Here is a 12,914-nt window from a genome sequence, read left to right on the forward strand (position 1 = left end):
AGCACGCGTTCGTACGCCTCGACCGCAAGGTCTGTTCGCCCTCGGCGTAACGCGCTGACCGCTTCGACGATGTCCTCGACGGAGGTGTCCNGCCTAAGCATGTCGTCGTCGAGCAGGTCAACTAGTCCGTCGTAGTCCAGTTCAACCCTGCTCTGCGGATGGAAGGACCCCAGCCAACGGGCCAGTTCGGCGACGCCTTCGATGGCGGGGACGTTCGCGTTCCCGGAGCGGAGGGTCTCCATCGCCTCCACCGCGCGGCCGACCCGGCGGCGGGCGAGGCTCATCGTGGTGCGGTAGATCATGGACCGGTCGGCGTTGTCGCCGGTGACCAGCAACCGCTCGGCCGGGTCGAACAGCACGAACCAGGTCGGCGGCACCATCCAGGTACAGGTCTGGACGTGCAGCTTGATCTCGGGCCGGCGCGCCTTCCACCGGTCCAGCTCGGTCTCCGCCGGATCGACCAGCCGGCGCGGCAGGAAGGCCTCGGCGACACGCTCCGGCATCTGGCCGCGGAACTCCATCGCGGCCTGCCACACCCGCAGCTGGGTCGACCACGGGCAGACGAACATCAGCCCGTCCACCCACNGGACGAAGGCGGCCTCGTCGGCGACGTCCAGCGACGGCCGGACGGTCGCGACCAGNGCCACCACCCGTTCGCGCCGGGCGCCGGCACGGCTGGACGGGGGACCGGACGCGGCATAGCGCTGCCACCGGACCCGCTCAGCCGGCGGAAAGGCGGCCAGCGGCTCGTAGACCCGCAGGNAGGCGGCGGGCGAGACGACAGGCACCCTAGATCCCGACCCCGGTTGGAGCGGCTACCCGCGCGGCGGTAACCCGGTTGGGTGCGGACATGCCCCTGGATGCTGGCATGCCTCCGATCCTGGCACGGACCGCGGCCGGGGCGGGGCCGACGGCGATGAGAGGTCCGGCATCTCCAGCGCGCGCCCGGAGCGTCCCCGCGCGGCGGGAAGCCCGGCCGGCCGGCCCGTAATGTTCGCCGGAGCGGCTCGGTACCGAGCCCGCGGCACACGGAACCGGCCCACGCGGCCCAGGCGGCCCAGGCGTCCCACCCCGGCCGGGGCCCGTGGAGCCGCGCGGAGGAGGAGAGCCCAGGCATGTCAGCGGAGATCGACACGTCCACGGTGGCCTCGTCGGTGTTCGGCGCCGGTGCGGCGCACGAGCAGGTGGTGTTCTGCTCCGATCGGGCCAGCGGTCTGCGCGCGATCATCGCGATCTACTCGACCGCGCTCGGCCCGGCACTGGGCGGCACCCGGTTCCACGCCTACCCGGACGAGGGGGCCGCGCTCGCCGACGCGCTCGCGCTCTCCCGGGCCATGGCCTACAAGGCCGCCGCCGCCGGCCTGGACCTCGGTGGCGGCAAGGCGGTGATCCTCGGCGACCCGACCAGGGACAAGACCGAGGCGCTGCTGCGCGCCTACGGGCGCTTCGTCGCCTCCCTCGGCGGCCGCTACGTGACGGCCTGCGACGTCGGCACCTACGTCGAGGACATGGACGTGGTGGCCCGGGAGACCGGCTGGGTCTCGGGGCGCTCCCCCGCCCACGGGGGTTCGGGGGACTCCGGGGTGCTGACCGCCTACGGCGTCTTCGAGGGGATGCGGGCCTGCGCCGAGCACCGGTGGGGGACGCCGTCGCTGGCGGGGCGCCGCGTCGCCGTCAGCGGCGTCGGCAAGGTCGGCCAGCGCCTCGTGGAGCACCTGTTGGCCGACGGCGCGACTGTTGTGGTCGGGGACGTCGATCCGGCCGCCGTGGAGCGCGTCAGGGACCACCACCCCGAGGTCCGCCTGCTGCCCGACCCGGCGGAGCTGATCGGGGCGGAGGTCGACGTCTACGCGCCGTGCGCGCTGGGGGGCGTGCTGACCCAGGAGAGCGTGCCGCGGCTGCGGGCGGAGATCGTCTGCGGCGGCGCCAACAACCAGCTCGCCGGCCCCGGGGTCGACAAGGTGCTCGCGGACGCGGGCGTGCTGTACGCCCCCGACTTCGTGGTCAACGCCGGTGGGCTGATCCAGGTGGCGGACGAGATCGAGGGCTACTCCCCGGAACGGGCCANGGCGCGGGCCGCCCGCATCTTCGACACGACCCGAAACGTCCTGCGTCTCGCCGAGGCCGAGGGCATCACCCCGGCGGTGGCCGCCGGCCGCTTCGCCGAGCGGCGGATGGCCGACATCGGCCGGCTGCGCGGCATCCTGCTGCCCGCCCGGCCCGCCTGATCCGCTCCGGAGTGCCGGTGGCCCCCACCCGGCGGCCGCCGGGTGGTCGGCCGCCGGGTGGCGGCCCACCGCGGCGCCGAACACGCCGCCAGTGTCGGGAAATAGTGACGATGAGCACATCTGCCGGATCCGCCCGCCGGGGTCGCCCAGGCCCGTGTGCCCGCTGGCAGGGAAGTCCCGAGACTGCCCACCGGGGACAGATGATCTCCTCGATGTTGTCCGACGACNGGTAACTGTCGGGTTGGCGTGCCGAGTGGGCTGCGATCCCTGTNGTCTCGGGAAGCACGAGACAGTGAGAGCACCGGGGCGGGTCCCCGTCGTCATGTTCGAGGGGGTCGAGCCATGGGGCGCGGCCGAGCGAAGGCCAAGCAGACGAAAGTCGCCCGCGAGCTCAAGTACAACTCGCCCACAATGGATCTCGACCGATTGAAGGCGGATCTGGGCGCGGGTACCTCGCGGGAGACCGAGAGCGACGAACCGTACTCGGATGACGACTACGGTTACGACTCTTACCTGGACGATGAGGACGAGCACCGCTCGTCCCGTTAGCTCCGGGGCCGCCCCGGCCGATGCCGGCCTTCCGGGTGACGCTGGAGGGGCCGGTCGTGGCCACCTGGGACCAGGTGGCCTCGGGCACAGGCGGCAGGTCGAGTCCGGTACGCCCGCCTTGCGCGGGCACACCGGGCATCGAGCTGGCGTCGGGCGGCACAGTCGGTGTCGCGTTCTGGAGTTCCAGAGGTCAGGGTCAGCCCGGCTGAGGAGGCTCCCACGGCAATGACCTGCGGCCACCCACCGCCGCCACAGATCGCGGGCGACGGTCCGGGTCCGCTCATGGGTTCGGGTCCATTCGTGCTTTCCGCTGTCCGCCGGTGCCCCGGCGTCCGGCGGCCCCCCGACGGGGTCGCGCCGGAGCCACCGGCAGTGTCGACGCAACCGGCGTCGACACAACCGGCAGAGTCAGCGATGCGCGCCGACCAGACGGGCCGCCCCCGCCTCCGAACTGTCTCCGCCGCTCCGCGCCTCGATCCGGCCGGCGATCCAGGCGGCGACGTTCCGCTCCGTCAGCGTGCGCACCACGGCCTCCGCGTCGGCGGCGGCGACAATCGCAACCATTCCGACACCCTGGTTGAACGTGGCCTCCATGTCGGCCGCACTGNCCCCGCCTCGCTCGGCCAGCAGGCCGAACAGCGCGGGCGGCGCCCACGTGGACCGTTCCACGGTGGCGACCGCCCCGGCGGGGATCACCCTGGCGAGGTTCGCCGCGAGCCCGCCTCCGGTGATGTGGGCGAAGGCATGGACCTCCGCGGCCTCGATCACGGCGAGNCAGTCCCGGGCGTAGATCCGGGTCGGCGTCAGCAGCGCCTGCCCGAGAGTGGTGCCCAGGGCCTCCTCGTACCCGGCCAGCGCCGCCCGGCCCGATTCGGAGACCCCTCCGGGCTGGTCAGGCTCGACTGGACCGAACAGGATGTGGCGTACCAGCGAGAAGCCGTTGGAGTGGAGACCGGATGACGCCATCGCGACCACCACGTCCCCCGGCCGGACCAGCTCCGGCCCGAGCACGGCGTCGGCCTCGACGACCCCGACCCCCGTCGCGGCCAGGTCGTAGTCGTCGCTTCCCATGAGGCCGGGGTGCTCGGCGGTCTCACCGCCGACCAGCGCACACCCCGCCTGCTCACAGCCGGTGGCGATCCCGGAGACGATCGAGGCGATCCGCCCCGGCTCGAGGGAGCCACAGGCGATGTAGTCCAGCAGGAACAGCGGCTCCGCGCCGCAGACGACGAGATCGTCGACCACCATGGCGACCAGGTCCACGCCCACCGTGTCGTGGACGTCCATCGCCCTGGCGACGGCGATCTTCGTGCCGACGCCGTCCGTGGAGGACGCCAGCAGTGGGCGGCGGTAGCGGGCCACATCCAGCGCGAACAGGCCCGCGAANCCCCCGAGGGACCCGACGACCTCGGGCCGGGAGGCCCTGGCCACGTGCTGGCGCATCAGCGCGACGGCCCGCTCGCCCGCCTCGACGTCCACCCCGGCGTCCCGATAGGAGACCGAACCCGCGCCGAGCCGGGCGCCGTCGCCCGCACCGGCCAGGCCGGCACCGCCAGCGGCACCGCTGGTCGTCACAGCGAACCTCCCGTGGTCCGGGTCGGCACGAGCGGCACCGGTTCGATCTCGGCGTCGTGGCTGTCGGGCGACGGGTCGGCCCCGTTCATCCCCAGCGTCACCCGGGCCTGCATCGCCTGGGCGATGACCTCCTCCGTGGTCTGCGGACCGAACGACTCCAGCCGGTACTTGCCCAGCTTGTTCGCGTCGGTCAGCGGCACCGGGTAGACACCGTCGAAGCAGGCCCGGCACAGCGAGTCCGCGGGCTGCTCGGAGGCCTCGATCAGCTCCGCCAGGGAGACGTAGGCCAGCGAGTCGGCACCGAGCGACTCGCGGATCTCCTCCACCCCGCTGCCGCTGGCGATCAGCTCGGAGCGGGTGGCGAAGTCGATGCCGTAGAAGCACGGCCACCGCACCGGCGGCGACGAGATGCGCACGTGCACCTCGGTCGCGCCGGCCTCCCGCAGCATGCGGATCAGGGCCCGCTGGGTGTTACCGCGCACGATCGAGTCATCCACGACAACCAGGCGGCGGCCTTCGATGACGTCCCNCAGCGGGTTGAGCTTGAGCCGGATGCCCCGCTGGCGAATCGTCTGCGACGGCTGGATGAACGTCCGTCCGACGTAGGAGTTCTTGACCAGGCCCTCGCCGAACGGGATACCGGACGCCTCGGCGTACCCCACCGCGGCCGGGACCCCCGACTGCGGAACCGGGATCACCAGGTCGGCGTCGACGGGAGCCTCGCGCGCCAGCCGCCGGCCCACCTCGACGCGGGTGGCGTGCACCGAGNGGCCGCCGATCGTCGTGTCGGGCCGGGCGAGGTAGACGTACTCGAACAGGCAGACATGCCGGTCCGCCGCCGCGAACCGCAGTGAGCGCGGGCCGTCGGCGTCGATGACGACCAGCTCCCNGGGCTCGATCTCCCGGACGAAGCNGGCACCCACGATGTCCAGCGCCGCTGTCTCGCTGGCCACGATCCAGGCGCCCTCCGGCCGGTCGTCGAGCTGCCCGAGGACCAGCGGATGGATCCCGTGCGGATCACGCGCCGCGTACAGGGTCGACGCGTCCGCGAACGTCAGCGAGAACGCGCCCTGCAACCGCGGGAGAACGTCCAGCGCGGCCTCGACGAGAGTGGGCCCCGAATGCGCCGCGAGCATCGCCGTGATCAGGTCCGAGTCGGTGGTCGCCCCGAGGCCGCCGTCCCGCCCGCCGAGCGCCCCGGCCAGCTCGACGATGTTCGTCAGGTTCCCGTTGTGGCCGAGCGCGATGGGCCCGCCGAATCCCGCCGTCCGGTACGACGGCTGTGCGTTCTCCCAGGTCGACGAACCGGTCGTGGAATACCGGGTGTGCCCGACCGCGACATGCCCGGAAAGGCTCGACAGCGTGATCTCGTCGAAGACCTGGGCGACCAGGCCCAGTTCCTTGAAGACCACGACGGTGCGGCCGTCGCCGACCGCCATCCCGGCGGCCTCCTGACCGCGGTGCTGAAGCGCGTAGAGGCCGTAGTAGGTGAGGTTCGCCACGTCCTCACCGGGCGCCCAGACCCCGAAGACACCGCAGGCGTCGCGCGGGCCCGGATCATCGTCGAAAAGATCGCGCTCNGGCGGACCATGATGTTCCGGCGGACGGAGGGATTTCNACTCCCGGCAGGCTGCGGGGTCGTCGCTGTCGGCGACGTGTGGCACCAGGTCTCCTAGAAATGGTCAGGGTGACCGAGATGTCGGGAGAACGGATCGGGTTCAAGGCGGATGTCGTGATACCCCNGGCGCACATGACAACGCTCACATCAACGGACAGCCACGAGAAGAATCCCGGACTGCCTGACGTTCACGCTCGCCCTCGACTCCCCACATAACCAACGCTAGCAGCGGCGACGCCGATCAGCCGGGCGACTGCGATCTCCCACCGCGCGCGACGGCGAAGTCACAGCGAAAACGCGACATACGCCCACATCCGGACAGCGGTGAAACGGGGTGGTCGCGGTCGGAAACCACTCGGGCGGATCCTCGCTTCCAGCTTCACCGCGGGACGGGCAGCGGTAGCAGCGCGCGGAGATCGGCCCGTTCCCCGCTCGCGCGGACGCGCCCGTCCGCCACCGCCGCCTCCCAGCCGAGTCGTCCCGTCACGACGAGGACGAAGGCCGTCGGCTCGGCCTCGACGATGTTCGGCGGAGTGCCGCGGGTGTGCCGCGGCCCCTCCACGATCTGCACCGCCGCGAAGGGCGGCACCCGCAGCTCAACGGTGCGCCCGGGGGCCCGCTCGGCGAGCAGCGCTGTGAACAGCCGCACAGTCGCCTTCAGCGCCGGCCGGACCGGAGCCACGCCGAGATCCAGCCCGCGCACCACGGCGTCGGCGATCGCTCCCGCCAGGAACTCCGCGGTCGGGCCCTGCCCGCTCCCGGGCTGCTCCGNGGCGAGCGCCGCCAGGCCGGCCCGAACCTCCGCCACCGTGCCCTGGAGCACCGCTCTGAGCTGGTCGGTGGGCAGACCGTCGACGGGCGGCCGAGGAGCCACCGGCCCGGCACCGCGCAGCTCATCGGCACCGCGCAGCTCATCGAGTGCGGCGGCGAGTGCCCCCGCCCGCTGAGCGGCGCGCACCACCAGCTCACCAACGGTCACCGCCCGCGTTCCGGGCGCCGCTCCCGCCCCGGCAGCCGGCACCGGCTCGGGGAGCGGTCGGGCGAGCTCCGCGTCCGACAGCCCGGCAACATGCGCGGCCAGCAGGTCCCACTGCTCGGCGAGGGCCGCCGGCAGCGCCGGATCGACCCGGACCGCACCACCTCGCCGCGCCCGCCCGCTGCCGCCGGGCCGCCCGCTGCCGCCGCGGCCGTCCGCCCCGGTCGGTCCTTCAGACACTCCGCCGCCACCCACCGGATCAGCCCTCCTGTCTCCGCACGTCCCCGCCCCCGGCTCACCGCCGCCACCGCCACCGCCACCGCCACCGCTCAACTCTGCCGGGTTGCTCCCGCCTTGCGTGCGTGCCCGGCGCGTGCCGGGCGGCGATCCCAGGCCCCTCGCTGAGCGACCGTCCGGCCACAGACGAGGATGGGGCCGTGGATGTCATCGCGTTCGGCACTGCGGCGCTGCGGAACCGCGTCACCGAGGCATGGGCCGCGGCGGCGAGCCGGTTCCGGGAGGACGCGAACGCCGAGGAGGACGCAGCCCTCGGCGCCTACCGGGACCGACTGATCGTCGAGCTCCTCCAGAACGCGGTCGACGCGGCGAGCGCCGCCGGCGTCCCGGCGAAGGTGCTCATCAGGCTGAGCCCGCCAGCCGCCGGGACGGGCCCGGGCGGCCTGCTGGAGGTCGCGAACACCGGCGCGCCGTTGACGGCGGCCGGGGTCGAGGCGCTGTCGACACTGCGCGCCTCGGCGAAGCGCGACGTCCAGGCCGTCGGGCGCTTCGGCGCCGGGTTCGCCGCCGTCCTCGCGGTGACGGACACTCCGTCCATCGTCTCCAGGACGTCCCCGCTCGGCGGGTACGGCACCGCCGGTGGCCGGGACGGTGCGGACGGCTGGTGGGGGGTGGGCTGGTCGCGGCAGCGCACGGCGGAGCTGGTGCGCGCGAGCGGTGTCGACGCGCTGCTGGCGGAACTCGACCGGCGCGGCGGCGCGGTGCCCGTGCTGCGCCTTCCGTTCGACCTCGACGACCCGCGGCCCGGACCGGCCGGCTACGACACCGTCATCCGCCTGCCTCTCCGGGACGAGGCCGCGGCCGCCACGGCGCGGGCCCTGATCGCCGAGCTCGACCCGACGCTGCCCGTCGTCCTGCGCGGACTCGCGGAGATCATCGTCGAGGTCGACGGCGAGGTCCGCCGGCACCACTGTGAATGGGAGCCGACCCGGCCCGGGCCGGACGGGACCAGTCTTGAGGTCGCGACCGTCGGCGGCGTGCGGTGGCAGGGCTGCGTACGCCGCGGGACGATCCCGCCCGAACTGCTCGCGGACCGCCCCGTGGAGGAACGCGGGCGGACGGGCTACACCGCACGGGCGATGGTGCCCGACGGCGACTGGCCCGACCAGGTCATGCGGGTGATCCGCGCGCCGCAGCCCACCGACGAGCCGATCAGCATCCCGGCTCTGCTCAGCGTCGACCTCCCGCNGGATCCGTCCCGCCGGCACACCGTTCCCGGACCGCTGCGGGACTGGCTGACGGACCGCCTCGCCGAGGCGACGGTGGCGCTGGCCACCCAGCTGGGCGACCGCGGCACCAGTGCCCTGGAGCTGGTCCCCACCGGCCTGCCCCGCGGTGAGGTGGACGGCCGGCTGCGCGACCGGCTGCTCACGCTGCTGCCCGACGCCCCGCTCCTGCCCGGGGGCCGAATCGGGCGGGACTGCGTCGTCCTCGACCTCGGCCCGGCCACGGACTCCGTCACGGAGCTGCTGCGCGCCGACCAGTCCCCCGACCCCGCCGACCCCGCCGACGACGCCGACGACGCCGACGGTGCTGACGGTGCTGCCGGTGCGCTCGTCGACGGGCTCCTGCCGGCCGAGTTCGCCGCGCGGCGGCTGCGCGGCGCCCTGGACCTGCTCGGTGTCCGCCGGCTGGGCACCGCGGGCGTCGTGGAGCTCCTGCGAGGGGTGCGCCACGACCCGNCCTGGTGGGCCGGTCTCTACCCGCTGCTGCTGACCGCGCCGGACCGGGACGCGCTCGGAGCGCTGCCCGTGCCGGTGGTGGTCGTCCCCGATCTGGACGACCTCGGCCACGACCGCGACCGCGACCGCGCCCCCGTCTTCGGCGTGGAGCCGGACACCGACGGGCCAGACCCGGCACCGCTGACACCCCCCAGCCGGATGGTCACCGGACCGCGCGGCGCCCTGCTGCCCACCCCCGAGCTGGACGTGGTCGCCCTGGCCCGCTCCGGCCTGCCGCTGCGGGTGATCCATCCCGACGCGTGCACGGGGGGCGCGCGGGACGCTCTGCGCACGCTCGGGGCGGTGGAGGGGACCCCGGCCGGGGTCCTGCGGGACCCGGCGGTACGGGAGGCCGTCACCCAGGCCGACCCGGACGACGATCTCGATCATCTCGACGCGCTGGCGGGCGGCGTGCTGGCCCTGGTCCGCGACGCCAGCAGTCAGCATGATGATCACCAGGACTCCGAGCGGTCCGTGCCGTCCTGGCTCTCCGCGCTGCTGCTCCCCGAGGCGGGCGGCGGGTTCGCTCCCGCGTCCGAACTCGTCATCGCGGATGGGCCGCTCGATCTGCTGCTCGCCGACGATGCCCCGTTCGGAACCCTCGACCCACGAGTCAGCACCGCCTGGCCGGACCACGTCCTCGAAGCGGTCGGCGTGCTGCGCACGTTCGGAGTGCTCCACGCGGCGGATGTGACCCTCGACCCGGACGAGCCGGTGCTGCTCGAACTGGACGACAGCGACATCTGGGTGGACGAGGTCTACGAGTCGTCCGAACGGGCGGTCGCACCCTTCTCCACGGACACCGGCCGGATTCCGGGCGCCCCGCTCGTCATCGGGCGGTTCGCGGCGGTCCGCGACCTGGAACTCGTCGACCCCGAGGCGTGGCCCGAGGCACTGGCCGAGCTCGCCCGCCCGCCACTGCGCGAGGTCGTGCTGGGAGCCGAGCCGTCCTACACCCGCTGGTGGCTGGCCCGGCACGCCACGCTGCCGACGGACGACGGCGCCGGCAACCGGCTGCCGCCGCGGGAACTGGTGCTTCCCGGTGCCGACCCGCTGCTGACCGGGCTGTTCGCCCCGGCCGCCGCGCTGCCCGGCGTCGACGAGGAGTTTCTGCGCCGGCTCGGCTGCCGCCGCACTCTCGACGACGTCCTCACCGATCCGGACGCGGTGATCGACCTCCTCGACCGGCTGGGCGACAGCGACCGCGAGATCGGCTGGCCCGCGGCGCGGACGCTCTACATGGCGGCGGTGAGTGCGGCCGGCCTGCTGGGGACCGACCCGGACGGTGCCGTCGGCCCACGCCTGGACCCGCCGCTGACCGTGCGGACTCCGGCCGGCGTGTTCCCCGCCGACGAGGTCGTGGTGGTGGACGCCCCCGATCTGCTGGCGCTGATGGACCACGACCGGCCCGTCCTGCGGCTGCCCCTGGACCGGGCCGCCGAGGCCGCGCATGTGCTCGGTCTCCGGCTGGCCTCCGACCTGGACGAGTTCGAGGTACTGGACGCCGCCGCGGGCTCTGCGGGANCCGCGGGCACCGTGACCAGGACAGTCGTCGTCTCCGGGAGCANGGTCGTGCTCGACCGGCCCGCGGCGGACGAATCCACGGCCGGTCCGGAGTCCCTCGACGGGACCGACCTCGGCGCCGCGCCCGGAGCCGCCCGGCCGCTGGTCGCCAGGTATCACGTGCACCCGCGGCTGTGGATCACGGCTCCGGGCGGACGTCAGGTCCGGGCGCCCTGGCGCGTGGTCGGCGGCATCGGCGGGGTGATCCATCTCGACGAGGCGGCGGGCACGGACGCGCTGGCCCGGGCACTGGCCTGGCAGGCCGGCCAGTGGGAACGCCGGCACGGCCTCGCCGCGGCGCTGCGCGATCCGGACGGCGCCCCGCTACGGCAGGCGGAGGACGACCTCGACGACCTGTAGTCGGAAGGCAGGCCGGGCGGGGTCAGGCGGGGTCAGCCCGCTCCCCGGCCGCGCGCAGCCGGTCGCGGCGGCGGACGACGACCCAGACACCGGCCAGCCCCAGCCCGAAACCGACGGCGGCCGTCGCTATCCACCACAGCCGGCCGTCGGCCCGCAGGTCGTCGGTGAACGGGAGCATGGCCAGAAGCGCGACCAGCCAGATGACGGTNCCCACCGCGACCGAGCGAACTCCGTCGTAGGGGAGCGGACGCAGTTCTCCCCCGCCGGTGTCAGCGCCCGAGGCGCCAAGATCCGGCGCGCCAAGATCCGGCGCGCCGGGGCCCGGCTCGTCTCCGTCCGGTGTCCGTGTGCTCATCGCGACCGACGCTACCGCGGCCGCGGCGGCGCCATCAGGCCCTGCCGCCGTCCGCCCCGGTGGGCGCCGGGTGGTCGCCGCCCTCCAGCCATTCGTCGAACGAGCACCCTGTCACCTGCGCGAGCAGCGCGATGTCGTCGACGAAGCGGTCGAGCACCCGCGCGCGCAGGCCGGGCGGCGGCGGGGGACCCGGCTCCAGGTGCCGGCGCAGCACGGCCAGCGCCGCGGCCAGCGGGTCCGGGCTGGGCCGGCTGGCCGCGCCGAGCCAGCCGCGACCGGGATCGGTGACCGCCGGGACGAACGTGCGCGCACCGCCGCGGACCACCGCGGCCGGGTCGACCGCGCGAACGAAGGCGCATACCTCACGCAGTACCGAATCCGGCTGCGTGACCAGGTCCCGATACCGCACCAGCAGAACCTGGCTGGGTGGGAACAACGTGTAGAGACGCCGTAGCTGAAGGCCATAACGGCCGTGTTCGGCGTAGCGCCAGCGGCGTTTCCAGCCGGCCGCGCGCCGCGCTTCCTCCGCGTCGAGCGCCGTGACCAGAGAAGGCAACGGCTCAAGCCCCGCTCGGCGTTGCGCGAGCCAGTTCGCGTACGCGCGTTCGACCGGGTCGCGCAGCACGGCGATCATTCTCAGGTACGGCAGCAGCTCGTGCATGCGACGCTGTGCCGGGAAGTCGGCGAGATAGTACGGAGTACTTTCTCCCCGGGGCCGCTGGTCGTTCCCCGGGAAGAGGGCCTCGTACTCCGGCTGGCACCGGACGAGCGCCTCCCCGGCCAGCGCCTCCGCGCTGTCCGCGGGCTGTGGCTCCAGGTCCGCGGGCTGTGCCTCCAGGCCCGCGGCCGGGGCGCCCGCGGGTGCGGGAGACGACCCCTCGGCGAGGAAGAACCCGGGCTCGGCCGGCGCGGACATCACCAGACCCCGGTGCCGGGCCAGCGCCGTGTGCAGGCTCAATGTGCCGGCGTCGGGAGCGCCAATGACGACGAAATCGGGTAGCGCCATACCGGCTCCTCCTCCCGGACCGTTTCACACGCGAGCCGAGAATATAGCCTCCCCGCCCCCGCGGGCCGAGTCGGGAATTCCTTTGGAACCCCGACCGCGGTGAGCCCGTCCACCGAAGTCCGCCGACGACGGATCAGGCCCGGGACGGCGCGCTAGGTGGATTCCCCGACGGTGATCGTCCCGTAACCGCCGTTGTGGTAGACGAGCGGAGCGGACGGCCCGGCGGGCTCCGGATCGGCACCGATCTCCACGACCTCGGCGATCACCAGGTGGTGGTCGCCCGCGTCCAACCGGGTGAGGATCCGCGTCCGCAGCCAGACGGCGGCGTCGACGAGCAGCGGCTCACCGGTGGGCAGGGAGCGCCACCGGGTCGGCGCGGCGAACCGGTCGATTCCCGAGGTGGCGAACCGAGCGGCCAGCCCCTGCTGATCAACGGACAACAGGTGGACCACAAGACCCGAGGTGGCAAGCAGCGCCGNCGCGCAGGACGAAGTCCTCGACAGCGACAGCGACAGCAGCGGCGGCTGGGCGGAGAGGGAGGCGACCGACGTCGCGGTGAAACCGACGGGACCATACGGGCCAGCCATCGTCACGACCGTCACCCCGGCCGCGTGCCGGCGGAAGGCGTGCCGCAGTGCGGCCGGGGCGACCACCGGTTCAGCCCCC

General features: G+C 73.9%; 7 protein-coding genes and 14 pseudogenes. 7 read left to right on the forward strand and 14 right to left on the reverse strand.

Annotated features, from left to right (window positions below; genetic code table 11):
- Window positions 1-91 precede the first annotated feature (91 nt).
- Window positions 92-585, reverse strand: a pseudogene (locus UG55_RS42780) (hypothetical protein); the annotation flags it as partial.
- A gap of 530 nt (window positions 586-1,115) precedes the next feature.
- Here UG55_RS42780 and UG55_RS24330 point away from each other — a divergent pair.
- The 3 genes and pseudogenes from UG55_RS24330 to UG55_RS24335 all read left to right on the forward strand — a co-directional run.
- On the forward strand, window positions 1,116-2,067 hold a 952-nt coding region (locus UG55_RS24330; RefSeq protein WP_242425035.1), incomplete at its 3' end, for a Glu/Leu/Phe/Val dehydrogenase dimerization domain-containing protein.
- 1 nt (window position 2,068) lies between these two features.
- Window positions 2,069-2,228: pseudogene (locus UG55_RS42785) on the forward strand (valine dehydrogenase); the annotation flags it as partial.
- 342 nt (window positions 2,229-2,570) lie between these two features.
- Window positions 2,571-2,777 carry a DUF3073 domain-containing protein gene (locus UG55_RS24335; protein ID WP_066073602.1) on the forward strand — a complete coding sequence of 69 codons (207 nt, stop codon included), beginning with the start codon at window positions 2,571-2,573 and terminating at the stop codon, window positions 2,775-2,777.
- Window positions 2,778-3,185: 408 nt separating this feature from the next.
- Here UG55_RS24335 and UG55_RS42790 read toward each other — a convergent pair.
- The 9 genes and pseudogenes from UG55_RS42790 to UG55_RS30400 all read right to left on the reverse strand — a co-directional run.
- Window positions 3,186-3,384 (reverse strand): AIR synthase-related protein (locus tag UG55_RS42790; RefSeq protein ID WP_242425036.1); only part of this gene is annotated, 199 nt, incomplete at its 5' end.
- 1 nt (window position 3,385) lies between these two features.
- Window positions 3,386-3,551, reverse strand: a pseudogene (locus UG55_RS42795) (AIR synthase-related protein); the annotation flags it as partial.
- 1 nt (window position 3,552) lies between these two features.
- Window positions 3,553-4,163 (reverse strand): annotated as a pseudogene (purM, locus tag UG55_RS42800) (phosphoribosylformylglycinamidine cyclo-ligase); the annotation flags it as partial.
- 1 nt (window position 4,164) lies between these two features.
- Window positions 4,165-4,319: pseudogene (locus tag UG55_RS42805) on the reverse strand (phosphoribosylformylglycinamidine cyclo-ligase); the annotation flags it as partial.
- 29 nt (window positions 4,320-4,348) lie between these two features.
- A pseudogene (locus UG55_RS42810) lies at window positions 4,349-4,881 on the reverse strand (amidophosphoribosyltransferase); the annotation flags it as partial.
- Window position 4,882: 1 nt separating this feature from the next.
- Window positions 4,883-5,120 (reverse strand): annotated as a pseudogene (locus UG55_RS42815) (amidophosphoribosyltransferase); the annotation flags it as partial.
- Window position 5,121: 1 nt separating this feature from the next.
- Window positions 5,122-5,241, reverse strand: a pseudogene (locus UG55_RS42820) (hypothetical protein); the annotation flags it as partial.
- Between the two features lie 25 nt (window positions 5,242-5,266).
- Window positions 5,267-5,932: pseudogene (locus tag UG55_RS42830) on the reverse strand (amidophosphoribosyltransferase); the annotation flags it as partial.
- A 417-nt stretch (window positions 5,933-6,349) separates the two neighbouring features.
- Window positions 6,350-6,676: a sterol carrier family protein gene (locus tag UG55_RS30400; RefSeq protein WP_313954640.1), complete on the reverse strand. Its 327-nt coding sequence runs from the start codon at window positions 6,674-6,676 to the stop codon at window positions 6,350-6,352.
- Between the two features lie 707 nt (window positions 6,677-7,383).
- On the opposite strand from UG55_RS30400, the gene UG55_RS42840 reads away from it, so the two are divergent.
- The 4 genes and pseudogenes from UG55_RS42840 to UG55_RS48200 all read left to right on the forward strand — a co-directional run.
- Window positions 7,384-8,431, forward strand: a 1,048-nt coding sequence (locus UG55_RS42840; RefSeq protein WP_396231005.1) for a sacsin N-terminal ATP-binding-like domain-containing protein, incomplete at its 3' end; no start/stop codon positions are given.
- A 1-nt stretch (window position 8,432) separates the two neighbouring features.
- Window positions 8,433-8,925, forward strand: a pseudogene (locus UG55_RS42845) (molecular chaperone Hsp90); the annotation flags it as partial.
- A gap of 1 nt (window position 8,926) precedes the next feature.
- Window positions 8,927-10,488 (forward strand): annotated as a pseudogene (locus UG55_RS42850) (molecular chaperone Hsp90); the annotation flags it as partial.
- 44 nt (window positions 10,489-10,532) lie between these two features.
- Window positions 10,533-10,887: pseudogene (locus tag UG55_RS48200) on the forward strand (hypothetical protein); the annotation flags it as partial.
- Window positions 10,888-10,909: 22 nt separating this feature from the next.
- Here the strand turns inward: UG55_RS48200 and UG55_RS24360 are convergent.
- The 4 genes and pseudogenes from UG55_RS24360 to UG55_RS42865 all read right to left on the reverse strand — a co-directional run.
- A pseudogene (locus tag UG55_RS24360) lies at window positions 10,910-11,095 on the reverse strand (DUF2530 domain-containing protein); the annotation flags it as partial.
- Between the two features lie 181 nt (window positions 11,096-11,276).
- Complete coding sequence (locus UG55_RS24365; RefSeq protein ID WP_066072593.1) at window positions 11,277-12,248, reverse strand: sulfotransferase; 972 nt, start codon at window positions 12,246-12,248, stop codon at window positions 11,277-11,279.
- Between the two features lie 152 nt (window positions 12,249-12,400).
- The coding region (locus UG55_RS42860) for a flavin reductase family protein (protein WP_242424937.1) at window positions 12,401-12,726 on the reverse strand (326 nt) is incomplete at its 5' end.
- A gap of 1 nt (window position 12,727) precedes the next feature.
- Window positions 12,728-12,901 (reverse strand): annotated as a pseudogene (locus tag UG55_RS42865) (flavin reductase); the annotation flags it as partial.
- Window positions 12,902-12,914: the final 13 nt, after the last annotated feature.

It is taken from the genome of Frankia sp. EI5c (assembly GCF_001636565.1).
Classification (GTDB): Bacteria; Actinomycetota; Actinomycetes; order Frankiales; family Frankiaceae; genus Parafrankia.

Excerpts from the sequence above, each read along its gene's own strand:
- UG55_RS24335 (WP_066073602.1), top strand. The coding sequence starts at position 2,571 with ATGGGGCGCGGCCGAGCGAAGGCCAAGCAGACGAAAGTCGCCCGCGAG.
- UG55_RS24365 (WP_066072593.1), bottom strand. The coding sequence starts at position 12,248 with ATGGCGCTACCCGATTTCGTCGTCATTGGCGCTCCCGACGCCGGCACA.